Annotated in this window: 13 protein-coding genes; 3 read left to right on the forward strand and 10 right to left on the reverse strand. The window is 60.9% G+C overall.

All coding sequences use genetic code 11. The annotated features are described in order from the left end of the window. Positions 1–267 precede the first annotated feature (267 nt). The gene (locus FQ187_RS00570; protein ID WP_149627996.1) at positions 268–5,883 is read left to right on the forward strand and encodes a putative Ig domain-containing protein; all 5,616 of its coding nucleotides are present in this window, start codon (positions 268–270) and stop codon (positions 5,881–5,883) included. Positions 5,884–6,242: 359 nt separating this feature from the next. On the opposite strand, the gene FQ187_RS00575 is transcribed toward FQ187_RS00570, so the two are convergent. From FQ187_RS00575 to nspC, 4 genes are all read right to left on the reverse strand, one after another. Continuing rightward, positions 6,243–7,613, reverse strand: a complete 1,371-nt coding sequence (locus FQ187_RS00575) for an HlyD family type I secretion periplasmic adaptor subunit (RefSeq protein WP_149627997.1) — start codon at positions 7,611–7,613, stop codon at positions 6,243–6,245. Continuing rightward, positions 7,606–9,327, reverse strand: a complete 1,722-nt coding sequence (locus FQ187_RS00580) for a type I secretion system permease/ATPase (RefSeq protein ID WP_149627998.1) — start codon at positions 9,325–9,327, stop codon at positions 7,606–7,608. The genes FQ187_RS00575 and FQ187_RS00580 overlap by 8 nt, the downstream gene beginning before the upstream one ends. A gap of 322 nt (positions 9,328–9,649) precedes the next feature. Then, a complete protein-coding gene (locus tag FQ187_RS00585) occupies positions 9,650–10,885 on the reverse strand; it encodes a saccharopine dehydrogenase family protein (RefSeq protein WP_129444117.1) in 1,236 nt (411 codons plus the stop codon). A 27-nt stretch (positions 10,886–10,912) separates the two neighbouring features. Further along, positions 10,913–12,010, reverse strand: a complete 1,098-nt coding sequence (nspC, locus tag FQ187_RS00590) for a carboxynorspermidine decarboxylase (RefSeq protein WP_149627999.1) — start codon at positions 12,008–12,010, stop codon at positions 10,913–10,915. Positions 12,011–12,224: 214 nt separating this feature from the next. On the opposite strand from nspC, the gene FQ187_RS00595 reads away from it, so the two are divergent. Further along, positions 12,225–13,034, forward strand: coding sequence for a DeoR/GlpR family DNA-binding transcription regulator (locus tag FQ187_RS00595; protein WP_149628000.1), 810 nt, complete (start codon positions 12,225–12,227; stop codon positions 13,032–13,034). A gap of 46 nt (positions 13,035–13,080) precedes the next feature. Here FQ187_RS00595 and otnI read toward each other — a convergent pair whose 3' ends face one another. The 6 genes from otnI to FQ187_RS29885 all read right to left on the reverse strand — a co-directional run bounded on the left by otnI (position 13,081) and on the right by FQ187_RS29885 (position 18,555). Continuing rightward, positions 13,081–13,863, reverse strand: a complete 783-nt coding sequence (gene otnI / locus FQ187_RS00600) for a 2-oxo-tetronate isomerase (RefSeq protein ID WP_149628001.1) — start codon at positions 13,861–13,863, stop codon at positions 13,081–13,083. Positions 13,864–13,884: 21 nt separating this feature from the next. Beyond that, entirely contained in the window at positions 13,885–15,345 is a 1,461-nt protein-coding gene (locus FQ187_RS00605; RefSeq protein WP_149628002.1) for an SLC13 family permease, read from the reverse strand. 189 nt (positions 15,346–15,534) lie between these two features. Beyond that, positions 15,535–16,173 carry an aldolase gene (locus FQ187_RS00610; RefSeq protein ID WP_149628003.1) on the reverse strand — a complete coding sequence of 213 codons (639 nt, stop codon included), beginning with the start codon at positions 16,171–16,173 and terminating at the stop codon, positions 15,535–15,537. Beyond that, on the reverse strand, positions 16,170–17,462 hold the full coding sequence (otnK, locus tag FQ187_RS00615) for a 3-oxo-tetronate kinase (RefSeq protein WP_149628004.1): 1,293 nt from the start codon (positions 17,460–17,462) through the stop codon (positions 16,170–16,172). The genes FQ187_RS00610 and otnK overlap by 4 nt, the downstream gene beginning before the upstream one ends. A 27-nt stretch (positions 17,463–17,489) precedes the next feature. After that, on the reverse strand, positions 17,490–18,395 hold the full coding sequence (ltnD, locus tag FQ187_RS00620; protein ID WP_256667253.1) for an L-threonate dehydrogenase: 906 nt from the start codon (positions 18,393–18,395) through the stop codon (positions 17,490–17,492). Then, complete coding sequence (locus FQ187_RS29885; RefSeq protein ID WP_178122655.1) at positions 18,388–18,555, reverse strand: hypothetical protein; 168 nt, start codon at positions 18,553–18,555, stop codon at positions 18,388–18,390. The genes ltnD and FQ187_RS29885 overlap by 8 nt, the downstream gene beginning before the upstream one ends. Before the next feature lie 241 nt (positions 18,556–18,796). Between FQ187_RS29885 and FQ187_RS00625 the strand changes: the two genes are divergently transcribed. Beyond that, positions 18,797–19,444, forward strand: coding sequence for an MliC family protein (locus tag FQ187_RS00625; RefSeq protein WP_149628006.1), 648 nt, complete (start codon positions 18,797–18,799; stop codon positions 19,442–19,444). Positions 19,445–19,585 lie beyond the last annotated feature (141 nt).

Raw genomic sequence — 19,585 nt, forward strand, 5'->3', positions numbered from 1 at the left:
GCCCTCAACCGCTCAACGGTCGAGCTTGCGAGACAAGCCAATCCTGCTCAATTTTTCTGACTCTGTTTTGGATTGGGCTGAAAGGAACGAGCGTCAACAGAACGTTATTTTTTCGAAAAACCTCACAACCACTGATCAGTTAGTTCGTTTTTTGACACTTCCCCGATATGTGGTCACAACTTTTGCGCTCCGCTGGGTCATAACACGGTGGCTGTCGATGGAATATTGGCATCTTCCGAGGTTTTAGCCTGATACGGAGATAAGCTCATGATTTTCAATGTACAAAATTTTGGCGCCAAAGGAGATGGCATCACTGACGACACGGCGGCGATACAAAGTGCGATTGATGCAGCGGCCACCGCAGGCGGGGGGCAGGTGTATATGCCGACCGGAACTTATATCGTTTCGGGAGGTGAGGAACCCTCCGACGGCTGCCTGATGCTCAAGAGCAACGTCTACCTGTACGGCGACGGCATGGGCGAAACCACCGTCAAGGTGGCTGACGGCTCCGACACCAAGATCACGGGGGTCATCCGCTCGGCCTACGGCGAGGAAACCCACGACTTTGGCGTCAGCAACCTCACCATCGACGGTAACCGCGACCACACCACCGGCAAGATCGACGGTTGGTTCAACGGCTACATTCCCGGCCAAGCAGGCCACGACTCCAACGTCACCCTCGACAGCGTCGAGATCAAGGATTGCTCCGGGTACGGTTTCGACCCCCACGAGCAGACCGTCAACATGGTCATCAAGAACAGCGTGTCCCACGGCAATGGCCTGGACGGCTTCGTTGCTGACTTCCTCAGCGACAGCACCTTCGAAAACAACGTTGCCTACGACAATGACCGCCACGGTTTCAACGTCGTCACCAGTACCCACGACTTCACCCTCACCAACAACGTTGCCTACAACAATGGCGGCAATGGCATCGTGGTGCAGCGCGGCAGCGAGAACATCCCCTCCCCCAGCAACATCACCATCACCGGTGGCGAGGTGTACGGCAACGGCGCCGAAGGGGTGCTGATCAAGCTGTCCAGCGAGGTGACCGTCAGCGACGTCGACATTCACGACAACGCCAGCGCCGGGATCCGCATCTACGGCAGCAACCACGTCGAGATCATCGACAACACGCTCAACAACAATTCCCTGGGCAACCCGGTACCGGAAATCATCATCCAGTCCTACGACGACACCCTGGGCGTGTCCGGCAAGTACTTCAACGGCAGCGACAACACGATCCAGGGCAACATCATCAGCGGCAGCAACCTGTCGACCTACGGTGTTGCGGAGCGCAATGAAGACGGCACCGACCGCAACGCCATTATTGGCAACACCATCAGCCACACCAGCAAGGGCGCCACGCTGGTCTATGGCGACGGCAGCTACGTCAGTGCCACGGTGCCGATGACCACCGTGCAAGGCACGGCTGGCAACGACACCCTGCTGGGCAGTGCCGCCAGCGAGATTTTCTACGGCGCAGCCGGCAACGACACCATCAATGGCGGGGCCGGTGGCGACATTCTGGTGGGCGGTGCAGGCACCGACAAACTCACCGGCGGTACCGGCGCCGATACGTTCCGTTTCGTCGCTCAGTCCGACAGTTACCGCAACGCAACCGCAAGCTTCGATGACACCATTACCGACTTCGACGTCACCCAGGACAAGATCGACCTCGCCGGCCTCGGTTTCACGGGTTTGGGCAATGGTCGTGGCGGCACCCTGCAGGTCAGCTACAGCGCCAGCAACGACCGCACCTACATCAAGGACTACGATGCCGACGCCAGCGGCAATCGCTTCGAGTTGATTCTCTCGGGCAACCTCGCCAGCACCCTGACCGCCAGCAATTTCATCTTCAATCACGTGGTCACCGGCACCAGCGGCAGCGACTCGCTGCTGGGTACCGATTCGGCGGACACCCTGCTCGGCCTCGCGGGTAACGACAGCCTTGGTGGCGGCGCGGGCGACGACAAGCTCGACGGCGGCGCCGGCATGGACACCCTCACCGGTGGTGCCGGAGCGGACACCTTTGTGTTCTCCAATCGCATGGACAGCTACCGCAACTACAACACCGGCGGTGCCAACCTTAGCGACGTGATCACCGATTTCGATATCAGCGCCGACAAGATCGACCTCTCGGCCTTAGGTTTCACCGGCTTGGGTGATGGCAAGAACAACACTGTGTCCCTGGTGCTCAACAGTGCCGGCACCAAGACTTACATCAAGTCCCTGGCCGCCGACGCCGATGGCAACCGCTTTGAAGTGACGCTGAACGGCAACTACGTCGACAAGCTGACCAGCGCCAATTTCGTCTTCGCCACTTCGCCAACGGTCAACCATGCGCCGGTGGTAGCAACGGCGTTGCTGGATCAAAACGCGACCGAAAACACCCCGTTCAGCTACGTGGTGCCGGCCACCAGCTTCACCGATCCGGATAACGACAGCCTCAGCTACATCGCCAAACTGGCGAATGGCAGCGCCCTGCCCAGCTGGCTGACATTCGATGCAGCGACTCGTACGTTCAGCGGCACACCCAGCGATACCGCATCGGGCACTTACTCCATACAAGTCACCGCGACTGATGGCAGCAACGCCACCGTCAGCGACAGCTTTACCCTCGCCGTGCAGGACGTGCCCGCCTCACCCACTGTGATCAATGGCACGCCGAACAACGACACGCTGACCGGCACCGCTGCCAACGAACAACTCTTCGGTGGCGCCGGTAACGACACGCTGAATGGCGGCGCGGGCAACGACATCCTGGTCGGTGGCGCCGGGGTGGACAAACTCACCGGTGGCGCGGGTTCCGATGTGTTCCGCTACACCTCGACACTCGACAGCTACCGCACCAGTTCCACCAGCGTCAGTGACCAGATCCTCGATTTCGACGTGGCCGCCGACAAGATCGATGTCTCGGCGCTCGGCTACACGGCCCTGGGCAATGGCCTGAACGGCACGCTGCAAGTGACCTACAGTGCTTCGAGCAACCGCACCTACCTCAAGGATCTCACCGTCGACGCGAACGGCAACCGCTTCGAATTGTCGATGGCGGGCAACCTGGTGAGCAGCCTGACGGCGAGTCATTTTGTGTTCGCCGGCCAGAACGCACCCAGCAATGTAGCGCCGGTGGTGGCCATTCCCCTCCTCGACCAGAACGCCACCGAAAACACGCCGTTCAATTACACCGTCACCCATGACAGCTTCACCGACGCCGACCAGGATGCGTTGACCTACACCGCGACCCTCGCTGACGGTAGCGCCCTGCCCGCGTGGCTGAGTTTCAACGCGGCCAGCCTGACGTTCACCGGTACGCCGATCAGCACGGCGTCGGGCAATTACAACGTACTGGTCAAGGCCACCGATCCTTCAGGAGCGTCGGTCAGTGACAGCTTCGCCCTGGCGGTGGCCGATGCGCCCGCCAATACCATCGCCGGCACCAACAATGCCGAAGCCCTCAACGGCACGGCGGGCGCGGACCTGATCCTCGGCCTCGGTGGCAATGACACAATCAAGGCCGGCACCGGCGCGGACATCGTCGACGGTGGCGCCGGACGCGACTCGCTGTACGGCGGCGACGGGGCCGACACCTTCCGCTACACCAACGTGCTCGACAGCTACCGCGACTACGACACCGGTGGCGTCACGGCCACCGACACGATTTATGACTTCACCGCGGGTGTCGACAAGATTGATGTGTCAGGCCTGGGGTTTCTCGGCCTCGGCGATGGCAGCAATGGCACGTTGTACATGACCCTCAACGCGGCCGGCGACAAGACCTACATCAAATCCGCCGAGTCCGACGCCGATGGCAATCGCTTCGAAATCGCCCTCAATGGCAACTACCTCAACACGCTGACCGCCAGTGATTTCGTGTTCGGCGAGCGCGCCCAGCAGGACATCCTCTACCTGCCCACACTCGGCCAATCCAATGCGCGCCTGCTGCGCATGACGGAGGACGACAATCAGTCCGGCACCTCGAAGCTGGTCGAAGACCTGGACCGCTACACCCCCTATGACGTGCGCAGCCAGTTCACCGACGCCGATGGCAACGGCATCGACATCGCGGTGGGCGGCAGCACGGTCAACGGCCTGTCGACCATGAGCGCCGAGGAACTCAAGTTGTGCTGGTGGTTGACCGACACCAATCAGCCCGGGGCTGCGCTGTTGCGTGCCGTCGCGTTGCTGGGGGACCAGCGTACCGAACTGCAATCGATCGATAACGTCACCATGGGCATCATTTGGGGCCAGGGCGAGGAAGCCGCCCAGGAGATCGGCCGTGCCACGGACAAAACAGCGGCGGCCGCTGCCTACAAGGACGCGACCCTAAAGGTGTTTGATTACCTGCATACCCAGTTCGGCAGCTTCAGCGTGTACATGATGGAAACCGGTCACTACCAGGAGGATGCGGCGCGCGCCCGTGGTTATTCGCCAGAGAAGATTGCCTCCATCGTCGAGGGCGTTGGCTATGTCCGCGCCGTCCAGGAATCAATCGCCGCCGAGCGTGCTGACGTCAAGCTGGCGGTGGACTACACCGACCTGCCCTTGCGCTACGAAGTCGATCCGCTGGTGTATCCCGACGACGTCTGGCACCTGCACGAGGAATCGGCGGAAATCGTCGGCCAGCGCCTGGCCGACTACATCGCCGATGACCTTGGCTTTCAAGGCAACCCCAGCGACAACAACAGCGCGCAGGCGATTTTCGACAACGCTCAAAACCAGGGCGGGATGATTTCCGGCACCGACCAGGCAGATACCCTGGTGGGCAGCTCGGGCAACGACACACTGGATGGCGACCTGGGCGCCGACTCCATGACCGGTGGCGATGGCAATGACATCTATGTGGTCGATAACGCGTCCGACAGCGTGGTGGAAACCAACACCTCGCCCTCGCAGATCGATACGGTGCAGGCCTCGGTCAGCTGGACCCTGGGCGCCAACCTCGAGAATCTGGTGCTGACCGGCGTGTCGGACATCGACGGCACCGGTAATGAGCTGCGCAACTTCATCACCGGCAATGCCGCCGCCAACGTGCTTAATGGTGCCGCAGGGGCCGACAGCATGAGTGGTGGCGATGGCAACGACACCTACTATGTCGACAACGCCGATGACACCGTGATCGAGACCAACAGCAATGCGGTGCCTGGAGGGATCGACAGCGTGCACAGCAGACTGGCGGCCTATACCCTCGGCAACAACGTCGAGCGTCTTTATATCGATAGCACTGGCGCCGCCAATGGCACGGGCAACGCGCTGGACAACACGCTGTTCGCCGGTGCCGGCAACAACGTGCTGGACGGGCGCGATGGCAATGACACGGTGTCCTTTGAACGCGCCCTGTCCGGCGTTACCGTCAACCTCTCGACGTCTGCACAACAAAACACCGGGGGTTCCGGGCTCGACACCTTGAAATTCGTCGAAAACCTGACGGGAAGCGCCTACGCCGACAGTCTGTCGGGCAACAGCGCGGCGAACGTTCTGAGCGGTGGTGCGGGCAACGACACGCTGGTGGGCGGTTCGGGCGATGACCGGTTGATCGGCGGCGCAGGCACCGACACGCTCACCGGTGGCACTGGCGCGGATACCTACGCGTTTGGTGCGCTGTCGGACATGGGCGTCGGGGCTTTGCGTGACGTGATCAGCGGTTTCAAGACCACCGAGGGTGATCATCTGGACCTTACCGGCCTGGACGCCAACCCGCTGACCGCCAACATGGACGCCTTCACCTTCATCGGCAGCAACGCCTTTGACCCCGCCAACGCCACCGGCCAACTGCGCTTTGCCGATGGCATTCTCTACGGCAGTGTCAACGCCGACGCCACCCCCGAGTTCGAAGTCCAAATGGTGGGCGTCAAGGAGCTGCACGCCAGCGACTTTACAGCCTGACGTCTTATGGGAGCGAGCTTGCTCGCTCCCATAAGGGATTTGCAGTGCCCGAAAAACCAAAGACCACCACAGACCCTAATGTCAGTCAGTTAAGCCGCACCCCGATCCTTGTAGCAGCTGGCGAAGCCTGCGTTCGGCTGCGAAGCAGTCGTAAATCCTGAACCCACGGTTTAACTGACACACCGCGGTGACTGGTTTCACGACTGCTGCGCAGCCGAACGCAGGCTTCGCCAGCTGCTACAAGGATCGTGTTGCGGCTTGACTGACTGGCATTAACCACAGACCCAATCACAAACGACCGTGTGCGGATTACACGGTCGGGTCATTGAGGCGTGAGGCGTCGAATGCAGCGGTCATGCTCATTCCTCTTTGAACGCCGCAAGCAGGCGTTCACGCAAAGGTTTCATCAGGTAATTCATAAAGGTGCGTTCCCCCGTCACCACCGTGACATCGGCGAGCATGCCGGGGCGCACCAGCAGGCCGGCGGCCTGCAGCGAGGCGACGGTGTCGGCGGGAATTTCGACCTTGGCGGAAAAGTACGGCTGGTGCGTCTGTTCATTGATCAACTGGTCCGCCGACACCGTAGTCACCGTGCCGGTGACCGTCGGCGTATCCACCCGTTGCAGCGCGGTGAAATGCACATGCACCGGCAGACCCGGGCGCAACTTATTGGCCATCAGCGGCTCGAAACGCGCGGTGATCGCCATCGGCGCATCCAGCGGCACCACTTGCATCAGGGTTTGGCCGGCCTGCGCAACGCCCCCGACCGTATGAATGTTCACGTCCATGACCTGCCCGGACACCGGCGCACGGATCGCACCGTTGTCGACTTCAAACTGCAAGGCACGAATCTGATCGGCATAACCTGCCGCCTCGGCAGAGACCTCGCTGAGCTGGGTTTCGGCATCGCGGCGAAATTCCTGCTGCGCCTGCAAGGCCTTGAGCCGGCTTTCATTGATCGCCTGGCGGGTCCTGCCAACATCGCCCACCCCGGAGGAAATCTGCCCGGCCAATTGGGCTGCGTTGCGTTCGGCCTCGAAGAGTTTGTTGCGCGGAATGTAGCCTTCACTGGCCAATCCACGCAGGCCTTCCAGCTCTTGCTGCTGGAAGCGCATCTGCGTGTCGTAGTTGCGCTTGAGGCCTTCGTAGCCTTGCAACTGCTGCTGCAATGCCGCGGCTTCGTGTTCGATGATCTGCAAGCGGCTGCCCAGTTCTGCGCGGCGGGTCAGAAACAACTGGCTCTGCAAGGCCATGGCGGCCTTGACCCGCGGCTCGGCGGCATGTTCCAGCAGTTCAGCGGGCCATTGGATCTCGGCTGAGCCCAGGCGCTCGGCAATCAACCGCGCCTCGACGCTGCGATCGTTGAGCAACTTGCCCAACGTCACGTCCCGTTGCGACTGCGCCTGCACCGTATTGAGCTGCACCAGCAACTGCCCCTGGGTGACGCGGTCGCCATCGCTGACCAGCAGCTTTTCCACTACCCCGCCGACCAATGACTGCACAGCCTTGCGTTCGCCCGCCACCACCACGGTGCCACTGCCCACGACACCCTGGTCGAGTGGCGCGAGGCAGGCCCAAAGCAGGAAGCCGCCCAGCGTCAGGACCAGGAAACCCACACCATAGCGTGCTGCCCCCCCGGCGTCGGTATTGGCGCAGGGCAGCGTTGTGGCGCCGCGCACGCTCGGCCGTTGCTCGCTGTACGTTTGTGTTCCGGGGGTCAGATCACGCATCTTTGCCAGCCTCCCTGACCGCGGCCGGTCTTGGCCCCGGCATCAATGCTTTGAGCACCCGGTCCCGTGGACCGAATGCTTGTTGAGTGCCGTCCTTGAGCACCAGGATGTGATCGACCACCGCCAGCACATTAGGCCGGTGGGTAATCAGCACCACGGTGCTGCCAGCAGCCTTGAGCGCACGGATGGCCTGCACCAGCGCCTGCTCCCCGGCTTCATCGAGGTTGGAGTTGGGCTCATCGAGCACAATCAGCGACGGGCGCCCATAGAGCGCGCGAGCCAGGCCGAGACGTTGCTTTTGTCCACCGGACAAGCCAAGCCCGCCGGGGCCCAGCGGCGTGTCGTAACCCTTGGGGAACCTCAGGATCATCTCGTGAATGCCGGCGTGACGCCCGGCGGCGATGATCTTGTCGGCGTCCTGCTCGCCGAAGCGGGCAATGTTGTCGGCCACACTGCCGTCGAACAGCTCGATGTCCTGCGGCAGGTATCCAAGGTGCGGGCCCAGGGCGTCGTGGGACCATTGACTGATCTCGGCGTCGTCCAGGCGCACCGACCCGCCCATCGCCGGCCATACCCCGACCAGCGCCCTGGCCAGCGTTGATTTACCACTGGCGCTGGGGCCGACGACGGCGAGCACATCACCTTTGGCCAGGCTGAAATTGATGCCTCGCAGGATCGGTTGCGAGGCGCCGGGCGGGCCGACATACAACTGCTCCAGGCGCACTGCGCCGGTGGGCGGTGGCAATGGCATGCGCAGGCGCTCGCGCGGATGCTGGGCAAGCAGTTGGCTCAGGCGCTGGTAGCTCTGGCGGCCGGAGTTGAATTGCTTCCACGAGCCAATGGCGATTTCCACGGGCGCCAGGGCACGCCCCAGCAGCAGCGACATCGCAATCATCATGCCCGCCGACAATTGGCCTTCAAGCACCAGCAACGCCCCCAACCCCAGGGCCAAAGACTGTCCGGAGATGCGCACGAAACGGGTCATCGAAGTGATACGCGCGCCGCGGTCGCTGGCATGGGCCTGGGCGGCAATGATGCGTTGCTGCAGCAGGCTCCAACGCTGGCGCAACGGCCCGAGCATGCCCAGGGCCTGGATGACTTCGGCATTGTGAAACGTGCTGTTTACATAGATCGACGACTGCACGCCCAGGCGATTGGCTTCGCCCAAGCGTGTGCGAGTCGACAATTCGCCCCACAGCGCCAGGCCGATCAGCACCAGCGCCAGAACCAGCGTCAGTACGCCGAACCATGGATGAAAGATGAACGCCACCAGCAGGAAGATTGGCAACCACGGCGCATCGAGCAAGGCGATCAGGCCCTGGCCGGTGATCAACTGCCGCAGCGTCGCCAGATCGATGAGCACCTGCGCCGGGTTGGCGTTGTGCTCGCGCAGGCTGCGGGCGAAGGCGGCGTCGAAAATCCGCTCGCCCAAGGCATCGTCCAGCCCCGCACTCATGCGAATCATCACCTCGCCGCGTGCCCACTCGATCAGGGCGCTGAACATGAACAGTCCCAGGGCGATCAAGGTGAGCATGAACAAGGTGGTTTCGTTGCGGCTGGTGAGGACCCGGTCGTACACCTGCATCATGTAGAGCGACGGCACCAGCACCAGCAGGTTGATCACCCCACTGAACAGCGCCAGCGACCAGAACACCCGGCGATAGCTTAATAAAGCGGCATCAATGTCATGACGCGGATCGAGAAGCAAACCCATAGAGTATCGCCCGCAAAAGGATTAGTCGGTCCAGGACGCAATCCATCGCGAACGTTTAAACGTAGCCTGACGTGCCGCTATCAGAGACGACTCTCGCCACTACAAGCGCCAATTACTGACCACGCAACCACGGGTTAGTGCCGGTTCGACGGGCTGGGTTTCAATGTGGGTGACGGGCGGGAATGCTCGAGGCAGAGTTCTTGATCTCGTCCTCAACAAGCCCAACACATTACGCACAAACCAAAACGCCGCTCAAAGAGCGGCGTTTTTGCGTATGGAGCGGGAAACGAGGTTCACCTGCAGGTTGCGAGCCTCAAGCGTTTCAGCTCCAGGGACGATCTCCATTCTCGTCCTTGATGCGGGTCGGCAGGCCCATCACATCCAGCGCCTTGAGGAACGGCTCAGCTGGAAGCTCCTCGACGTTGGCCATGCGCTGCACGTCCCACTCTCCGCGGGCGACCAGCAGGGCTGCTGCCACGGGCGGCACGCCTGCGGTATAGGAAATGCCCTGGCTGTCAGTTTCCGCGTAAGCGTCTTCATGATCAGCCACGTTGTAGATGAACACTTCGCGCGGCTGGCCATCCTTGGTGCCCTTGACCAGATCACCGATGCAGGTCTTGCCGGTGTAGCCGGGCGCCAGCGAGCTCGGATCAGGGAGCACGGCCTTGACCACTTTCAGCGGTACGACTTCCAGGCCCTCGGCGGTCTTGACCGGTTGCTCGGAGAGCAGGCCGAGGTTCCTGAGCACGGTGAACACATTGATGTAGTGCTCGCCGAAGCTCATCCAGAAACGCACGTTGGGCACGTCGAGGTTTTTCGACAGCGAGTGCACTTCATCGTGGCCGGTCAGGTACAGGTTCTGCGCGCCTACGACCGGCAGATCGTCGGTGCGTTTGACTTCGAACATCGTGTTGCTGGTCCACTGACTGTTCTGCCAGCTCCACACTTGTCCGGTGAATTCGCGGAAGTTGATTTCCGGGTCGAAATTGGTGGCGAAATACTTGCCATGGGAACCGGCGTTGACGTCGAGAATGTCGATCGAATCAATGCGGTCGAAATACTGTTGTTGCGCCAGTGCTGCATAGGCGTTGACCACACCCGGGTCGAAGCCCACGCCGAGAATGGCGGTAATGTTCTTCTCTTTGCACTCTTCGAGGTGGTTCCACTCGTAGTTGCCATACCAGGGCGGCGTCTCGCAGATTTTGCCCGGTTCTTCGTGAATGGCGGTGTCCAGATAGGCCACGCCGGTATCGATGCAGGCGCGCAGCACCGACATGTTGAGGAAGGCGGAACCGACGTTGATGACGATCTGCGATCCGGTTTCGCGGATCAGCGCCTTGGTCGCTTCGACGTCCATAGCATTCAGCGAGAAGGCCTGGATATCGGCGGGCACTTTGAGGCTGCCCTTGGCCTTGACGCTGTCGATGATGGCCTGGCACTTGGAGATGTTGCGCGACGCGATAGCAATACGACCGAGTTCATCGTTGTGCTGCGCGCACTTGTGGGCCACCACCTTGGCGACACCTCCTGCACCAATGATAAGCACGTTCTTCTTCAATTTTTCTCTCTCTCCTTCTCTGCCAGCTTACGAAAGGCTGGACATGTAGTCGTTGTAACCAAACTCACGAACCACCTCGACAGTACCGTCGAGTTGTTTCACCACGATAGACGGCATTTTCAGGCCGTTGAACCAGTTCTTCTTGACCATGGTGTAACCCGCTGCGTCGATGAACGACAGCCGATCCCCGATAGCCAGCGGACGATCAAATTGATATTCACCGAAAATATCCCCGGCCAGGCAGGATTTGCCGCACACCATGTACGTGTGCTCACCCTCGCTGGGCGCCAGCTTCGCATTCAGGCGATAGATCAGTAGATCGAGCATATGCGCTTCGATGGAGCTGTCCACAACTGCCAGGTGCTTGCCGTTGTAGAGGGTGTCGAGCACGGTGACTTCCAGCGACGCGCTCTGCGTGATGGCCGCTTCGCCCGGCTCCAGGTAGACCTGCACGCCGTATTTTTGCGAGAAGCTCTTGAGGCGCGCGCAGAACTCGTCCAGCGCGTAGCCTTCGCCAGTGAAGTGGATGCCGCCACCGAGGCTGACCCACTCGACCTTGTGCAACAAGTTGCCGAAGCGTTCTTCGATAGTGCACAGCATCTGGTCGAACAGGCCGAAATCACCGTTCTCGCAGTTGTTGTGGAACATGAAGCCAGAGATCTGCTCGATGACCTGCTCGATCTTCTCCGGGTCCCACTCGCCCAGACGGCTGAACGGCCGCGCAGGGTCGGCCAGCAGATAATCCGAGCTGCTCACCTGCGGATTGACTCGCAGGCCGCGCACCTTGCCGGCCGAAGCCTCGGTGTAGCGCTGCAACTGACCGATGGAGTTGAAGATGATCTTGTCGCAGTTGTCGAGCATCTCCTCGATCTCGTCGTCGGCCCAGGCCACGCTGTAGGCATGGGTCTCGCCAGCGAACTTCTGTCGACCGAGCTTGAGCTCGTAGAGCGACGACGACGTGGTGCCGTCCATGTATTGCTGCATCAGGTCGAACACCGACCAGGTGGCGAAGCACTTGAGTGCCAGGAGCGCCTTGGCCCCGGATTGTTCGCGCACATAGGCGATCTTCTGCATGTTCGCCAGCAGCTTTTGTTTATCGATGAGGTAGTACGGCGTTTTGATCATTTCGAGGCGCCTCCGGCAAGGCCAGCCAAAAAAGGATGCGCATTGTGCCTTCACTCGCTACATATCGAAAGAGCAGGAAGCACTGTCCACGCGAATCGTGGCTCAATTTAAGTCCCAGGACCCGTCACATCGCAGCGCTACTGATCCCGCCACAGATTCGCTACTATGTTTGACCGTTAGCTTTACCGTCAGCTTTCCTCAATCTGGAGCCCGAATGCCTACTCAAAAGGACATCGCCGCCGAAAGCGGCGCACCGATGATTCCTGAACAGCGCCGTGAATTGATGCTGCGACAGTTGCGCAAGCATCAGGTGCTGAGTGTTCATCAGTTGATGGAAATGTTCGACTGTTCGCACATGACCATACGTCGCGATATCGCGCTTTTGGAGCAGGAGGGTCGTGCTTACTCGGTAACGGGTGGGGTGCGGATCGCCAGCCAGCTCCATAGTGAGCCAAGCCATCAGCTCAAGGCGGTGGTCGAGTTGCCACAGAAGCAGGCCATGGCCAAGCTCGCCGCCCGGCTACTGCATGCCGATATGACGATTTACCTGGATGCGGGAACCAGCACGCTGGAAATCGTCCCGTACATCAAGGCGCTGTCCGGCATGACTGTGGTGACTAACGATTTCGGCATCGTCCAGTCACTGATCGATGCGCCCCATGTCACGGTGATTCATACCGGTGGGCAGCTGGATCACTCCAATCAATCCTGCGTCGGCGGCCTGGCGGTTGCCACGTTGCGTCAGGTCGTCACCGATATCGCGTTCATATCGACCAGCTCCTGGGATTTGCGTCGCGGCCTCACCACGCCGTCGGCGCTGAAGGTGGAGGTGAAACAGGCCGCGATGCAATCGGCCTCGCAAGTGGTGCTGGTGGCCAGCAGTTCGAAATACGGCACATTCAGCATGTACAAGATTGCCGGGCTAGAGCAGTTCGACATTATCCTCAGCGATGACGCGTTGACCCCGGCCGCGGCCGATGGCATCCGCAAGCAAGGTGTCGAACTGTTGTTGCCGTCTGACTGAAACGACGGGCTCCGGCAGCGCCCGTCGCCCCCCTCCTCTGTTCCGCTTAGCGCGCCTTCCAGTCCCGTAGCCATTGCAAGCCGGCCGAAGTATTGCCACGCGGCCGATATTCGCACCCTACCCAGCCGTCATAACCCAACTGGTCGATCAACTCGAACAGATAGGGATAGTTGACTTCTCCCAGGTCCGGTTCATGCCGGTCCGGCACGCCAGCGATCTGGATATGGCCGATCCCATCGAAGTCCCGACGCAGTTTGGTGGCCAGGTCGCCTTCAACGATTTGGCAGTGATAACAGTCGAACTGAACCTTCAGGTTACTGGCGCCTACTTCCTTGCAGATGGCCTGGGCCTGGTCCTGCCGGTTGAGGAAAAAGCCCGGCATGTCTCGTGTATTGATCGGTTCCAGCAGCACCGTGATACCGACCTTGGCCGCCCGGGCGGTGGCATAGGCGAGGTTCTCCAGGTACACGCCGTGATGCCGTGGGCGATCGCTTTCCGAGGGCAACAGCCCAGCCATCACATGGATACGTGAATTGCCCAACACGCCGGCGTATTCCAGGGCGCGATCAAAACCGCTACGAAATTCACTCTCCCGGCGAGGCAACGACACCGTGCCCCGCTCGCCCGCCGCCCAATCACCAGGCGGAGCGTTGAACAGCGCCTGCACCAGGCCGTTATCGCTCAAGCGTTGCTGGAGCTCTTCAGCGCTGTAGTCGTAGGGAAACAGATACTCCACCGCTTCGAAACCATCGGCAGCCGCGGCGGCGAAGCGATCCAGAAACGCATGTTCCGGGTAGAGCATGCTGAGGTTGGCAGCAAAACGAGGCATGGTAGCTCCTGAAATTAAGAGTTAGACAAACGGCCAGATCAGCAGGGTAATACAGAAACCCAAGGTGCCGAGCAAGGTGGTCAACACCGTCCAGGTGCGCAAGCCGTCGGCCACGTTCAGCCCGGACAGCTTGGTGAAGATCCAGTAACCGGCGTCATTGATATGGGACATGGCCAACCCGCCACCGCCCATGGCCAGGCACAGCAGCGCCATGTGATTCGGGGTGAGATTGAGGGTCACAATCAGCGGGCTGATGATGCCGGCAGTGGTCACCAGCGCCACCGTCGTCGAGCCCTGCACCGCGCGCAACAGCATGGTCAGCAGAAAGCCCAGCGCCAGCACCGGCAGACCGGTGGTGCGCAGCATATCGGAGACCACCGCGCCGATACCGGTATCCACCAGCACCTTGCCAAACACCCCGCCGGCACCGGCAATCAGGATCACCATGGCCACACCGGGCAAGGCCGAACCGATCACATCAGACACCTGAGTACGGCTCCAGCCCCGACGCGAACCCAGCAACCAGGCACACAGCAACGTGTCGATCAGCAGCGCCACCAGCGGCGCGCCGAGCACAGTCATGATGCCGCGCAGGGTCGATTCGGCAGGCAGCAACGAGGTGGACAGCGTTCCCAGCAGAATCAGAATGATGGGCAGCAGGATCAGGCTGACGATCAAACCAAACCCTGGTGGAGGTGCCGGCGGCAACTTGGAAACGATGCTGCTGGTGGACTCTTCCAGGCCCATGTGCGACACGGCCACAGCCGCTCGCTCAGCGCTCTTGTCGTTGCCATTGGACCAGGCGGCCAGATCCTCGTTGGTGACATGCGGGCCATAGACCTCGGCACGAATATCGTCGGTCATCGGGTACACCCGACGGGTCATGCGCCCGGCCACGCGGTAGCCGACATAGCAAAGGAACGCGGTGAGCGGCAGACCGAACATCAGCACGCGGCCCAGGTCCGCGCCCAATTGACTGGCAGCGGCCACAGCGCCCGGGTGTGGCGGCAGAAAGGCGTGTACGGTCAACAAGGCCGCGCACATCGGCAGTGCGAAGACTAACAACGGCTTACGTGCACTGCGCGCAATGCCATAGGCCAGCGGCATCAGGATGATCACGCCGACCTCGAAGAACACCGGCACCCCGACCATGAAACCGGCAATCGTCAGCGCCAGCGGTGTGCGCCGGTTGCCGAAACGAGTAATCAGGGTCTTGGCCAGCGCCTCGGCACCGCCGGAGAGTTCGATGATTCGCCCGATCATCGCGCCCAAGGCAATGATGATCGCGATATGGCCCAGGGTCTTGCCCATGCCGCCTTCGATGGTCGCCACCAGATCGGCCGGTTTCACCCCGGCCACCAGCGCCACCAGAATGCTCACCAGCATCAAGGCCACGAAGGGCTGGAACTTGTACTTGAGCACCAGGAACAACAACAGCGCGATGCCCACCCCCGCAGTCACCATCAGGATTAACGGGCTCATTTCACAAGTCCTCCCCGCTGGATGGGCGCGAGGGTTCTGCAACTGAAACTGAAAGTACCGCCGTGAAGGTCAGTCATGCTGGGGTTTCCTGTTGTTATTGTTTTTCAGGCAAGCCGTTGTCATCGAGAGTCGCTGTGCGTCTCACGTGCAAAGCCTGCAATATCGATCCGGGGGTGTTAAACCTGCGGTCTACCAGGACGCGCCGAAGGTCTCTCGTAACTCGTCCAAAGCCGCCTGGTCGAGAGGTTCCGGTTTGGGATCGCTCATCAGCCAGAGCCGTGCAGTTTCCTCAAGCTCCTCCAGGGCGTAACTGGCCCTGGACACCGAACTCTCCCAGACCACCGGGCCAAGCCGTTCGAGCATCACGCCGCGAACACTATTGGCCAGCTGCGCGACTTGCTCGGCAACCTTCGGCGAACCGGGTCGCTGGTAGCCAATCAATGGGATATGCCCAACTTTCATGACCTGATACGGCGTCAGCGGCGGCAGGATGTCGTCTGCCTGCCAGACACCGGCCAGCGTCAACGCCACCAGATGAGTGGAATGGGTATGCACCACGCCGCCGACACTCGGGTTGCGGTCGTAGACCTGACGGTGCAGCGCCAGGGTCTTTGAAGGCCTGTCACCGGACAGCCATTCGCCAGCCAGATTGACCTTGGCGATGGTCGCGGGATCGAGGCGCCCGAGGCAGACATCGGTCGGTGTGATCAACCAACCGTCGTCCAGGCGCGCGCTGATATTGCCGGCGCTGCCGACGGTGTAACCGCGCTGGTAAAGGCTATGGCCAACCTCACAGATTTCCTCGCGCAGGGCGTTTTCGTTACTCACTGAGCACCTCCCGCGAGTTGGCTCAAGGCTTTGCTGAAGAAGTCGCGACCACCGAAGTTGCCCGATTTGAGTGCCAGCGCCAAAGGTTCGTCAGTATTGCTGACAGTCGCCGGCACACCCGGATCGATCTGCGCGCCGATCTGCAGCAGCTGTACGCCCAACGCCTGAACCACAGCGCCCGAGGTTTCTCCGCCGGCGATCACGAAGCGGCGCACGCCGCTCTGGCGCAGACCTTGGGCAATTTCGCCAAAGGCGTTTTCTACCAGACTGCCAGCCTGCTCGACACCCAGTTGCTGTTGCACCGACTTGACCTCATCCGGTGAGCTGGTGGCGTAGATCAATACGGTTTGTTCGTTATTACGGGCGAAGGACAAGGCTTGCGCCACCACCGGTTCACCCGCCGCCAAGGCCAACGGATCAATCCGCAAGGCCGGCCGACCGGCTTCGAGCCAGGCCGCCACTTGTCCATTGGTGGCGATCGAAGCACTGCCGGCCAACACCACTTCCCCGCCGAACACCGCCGGAAGCTTCGAGGCATCGAGGTCACGCAGCTTACCAGCGCGACGGAAATTTTCCGGCAAACCCAGGGCCAGCCCCGAACCACCCGTTAACAACGGCAGATCGGCACAGGCGGTACCGAGGGTGTACAGATCGCTGTCCGACAAGGCATCAGCGATGGCCATGCCGACACCTTGAGCCCTCAGCTCCGCGATTCGCGCACGCACCTGCTCAGTGCCGCGGGCAATGGTGTCGTAACGCAACAGGCCGACATTCAGGCCAGTCTGCGATTGCAGGACCCGAACCAGGTTGGCATCGGTCATCGGCGTCAGCGGGTGATGCTGCATGCCCGACTCGCTGAGCAGTTGATCCTGCACAAACAAGTGGCCGCGAAAGATCGTCCGGCCATTCTCCGGGAACGCCGGGCAGGCCAGGGTGAAGTCGCTACCCAGTGCGGCCAGCAGCGCTTCGCTGACCTGGCCGATATTGCCGGCCGCAGTGGAGTCGAACGTCGAGCAGTATTTGAAGAAGATCTGCTCGCAGCCTTGTTCGCGCAGCCAGGCCAGTGCGGCGAGGGACTGTTCGACCGCGTCGGCGACCGGCGTGGTACGGGATTTCAGGGCGATGACGATCGCATCGGCATCAAGCCCGGCGGCAACGTCTGCGCTCGGGATACCGATGCTTTGCACAGTACGCATTCCGCCGCGCACCAGCATGTTGGCCAGGTCCGTGGCACCGGTGAAATCGTCGGCGATGCAGCCCAGCAGCGGGCGTGCGGTGGAGGTAGTCATGGGGTGTTCCTCAAACGGGCTCGGGCTTCAAACGGACTGGGGCTTGGCAGTCGGCAATTCGATGCCCGGGAAAATCTTGATCACCGCCGAATCGTCCTCACGGCCGAAGCCGGCACTGGACGCCTGCATGAACATCTGGTGAGCGGTGGCCGACAGCGGCAGCGGAAATTTGCTGGCCCGGGCGGTATCCAGTACCAGGCCCAGGTCCTTGACGAAAATATCCACCGCGGACAACGGCGTGTAGTCAGCCTTGAGAATGTGCGGTACGCGGTTTTCGAACATCCAGGAATTACCGGCGCTATGGGTGATCACCTCATAGAGTGCATCGGGATCGACCCCTTCACGCAGGCCCAGCGCCATGGCTTCGGCAGAGGCGGCGATATGCACCCCGGCGAGGAGCTGATTGATGATTTTGACCTTCGACCCCAGGCCATGAACGTCACCCAGGCGATAAACCTTGCCGGCCATGCCCGCCAGGATTGACTCAGCCTTGGTATAGGCGTCGGCCGGCCCCGAGGTCATCATGGTCATCTCGCCAGCGGCCGCCTTGGCGGCACCGCCTGAAATCGGTGCATCCAGATACAGCAGGCCCAGCGCAGCCAGGCGCTGGCCCAGATCCACCGCGTAAGTCGGGGCTACGGTGGCGCAGCCGATCACCAGACTGCCCGGACGCATTGCGGCCACGGCACCACCCTCACCAAACAGTACGGTTTCGGTCTGCTCGGCGTTGACCACCACGGTCACTATCACGTCGCACTCAGCGGCCATGTGCGACGGCGAAGAGCAAGCCACACCGCCCTCCCCGGCAAACTGTTCAGTCACTGCAGCCCGCACATCACAGGCATGCACATTGAAACCGCTGCGCAACAACGAGCGAGCAATGCCCAAGCCCATCGCGCCCAGACCGACAACACCGACATTCTTGTTATTCATGGGGTACTCCAGAGGAAAGCCGCGACTGCTTGCGCGCCTGCAAGGCGCAGACATTGGCCGCGTTGTAGAGAGGGCGGCGGTAGACAGGATCAGCGCCGAGCGGATGAACCCGCTGAGGGGCACTGTCATTCAGCACATGAGTCGGGATCTCATCGAACATCAAGGCAATCCTGTTTTTGTCGTGTTATCAGGTTGTCATACCGGCTGCTGGAGATCATCTACCAATGATCAGATTATGTGAAGTATTTTTTCGAAATAACATATTTTAACATCGCCAGAAGTGGCAAGTTTCGAGCACTGACTTACACTGCGATACACCCAATGCGAACGAATGAATGTCCAACAGATCGATAGGTTCCATGGCAATCCGGGGATCGCGTAATGATCTGGGTGAAGCCAACATGAAAACGGTCACGACCCTTTTCACCTGTCTGCTCGCTGCCAGCGTTTGCGCGGCGACGAGCACCTGCGCAAATGCTGCGTCGTTCAAGACCAGTTTCGATTGCGCCACGGCAAGGGCATCCGTCGAAAAGCTTATCTGTCGCGATTCGCAACTGGCACAGATGGATATCGAATTGACGCGTCTTTATCGCCTGGCGCTCACGGATGAACGTTCAGTACCGCGCCCAGACAAAGTCTTGATCGACCAGCAGTTCTGGATCGACTCCCGTAATCAGTGTGCGTCCACGCCTGAGCCCAAGGCGTGCACGATCCGAAGTTATGCCGAGCGCGCGCACCAGCTACGCCAAGGCTCGGCCATTGTGAGAACCAAGGATCCAGACACGCTCACCGAAGGCCCCCTGGCTTTTCGTTGTACAGGGTTTAACGCACTGATTGCCGCCACCTTCTTTAACACGCAGCCAGGTGTCGTGTACCTGAAATGGGCGAACACCTCGATCACCCTGAGCCAGGTGCCGAGTGATTCGGGAACCCAATACACTGGCAAGGATTCCCAGGGGAACTATCGCTTCTGGCAAGACGGCAACGGGGTCATTTTCCAGACGCCAGGCTCAGGGGCAATGAGTTGTACGGCCGAGCCGGTCAGCTGATTTCTCTGGGGCAAGTGCGGAAAATCAAGCGCCGCTATTCCAATATTTCAGCCGCGACACTTTTGTAGCAGCTGCCGAGCCCGCGAGGCTGCGTTCGGCTGCGAAGCAGTCGTGAGTCCGGCTGACGCGGTATGCCTGATG

This window comes from Pseudomonas sp. ANT_J28 (genome assembly GCF_008370005.1).
Lineage (GTDB): Bacteria > Pseudomonadota > Gammaproteobacteria > Pseudomonadales > Pseudomonadaceae > Aquipseudomonas > Aquipseudomonas frigoris.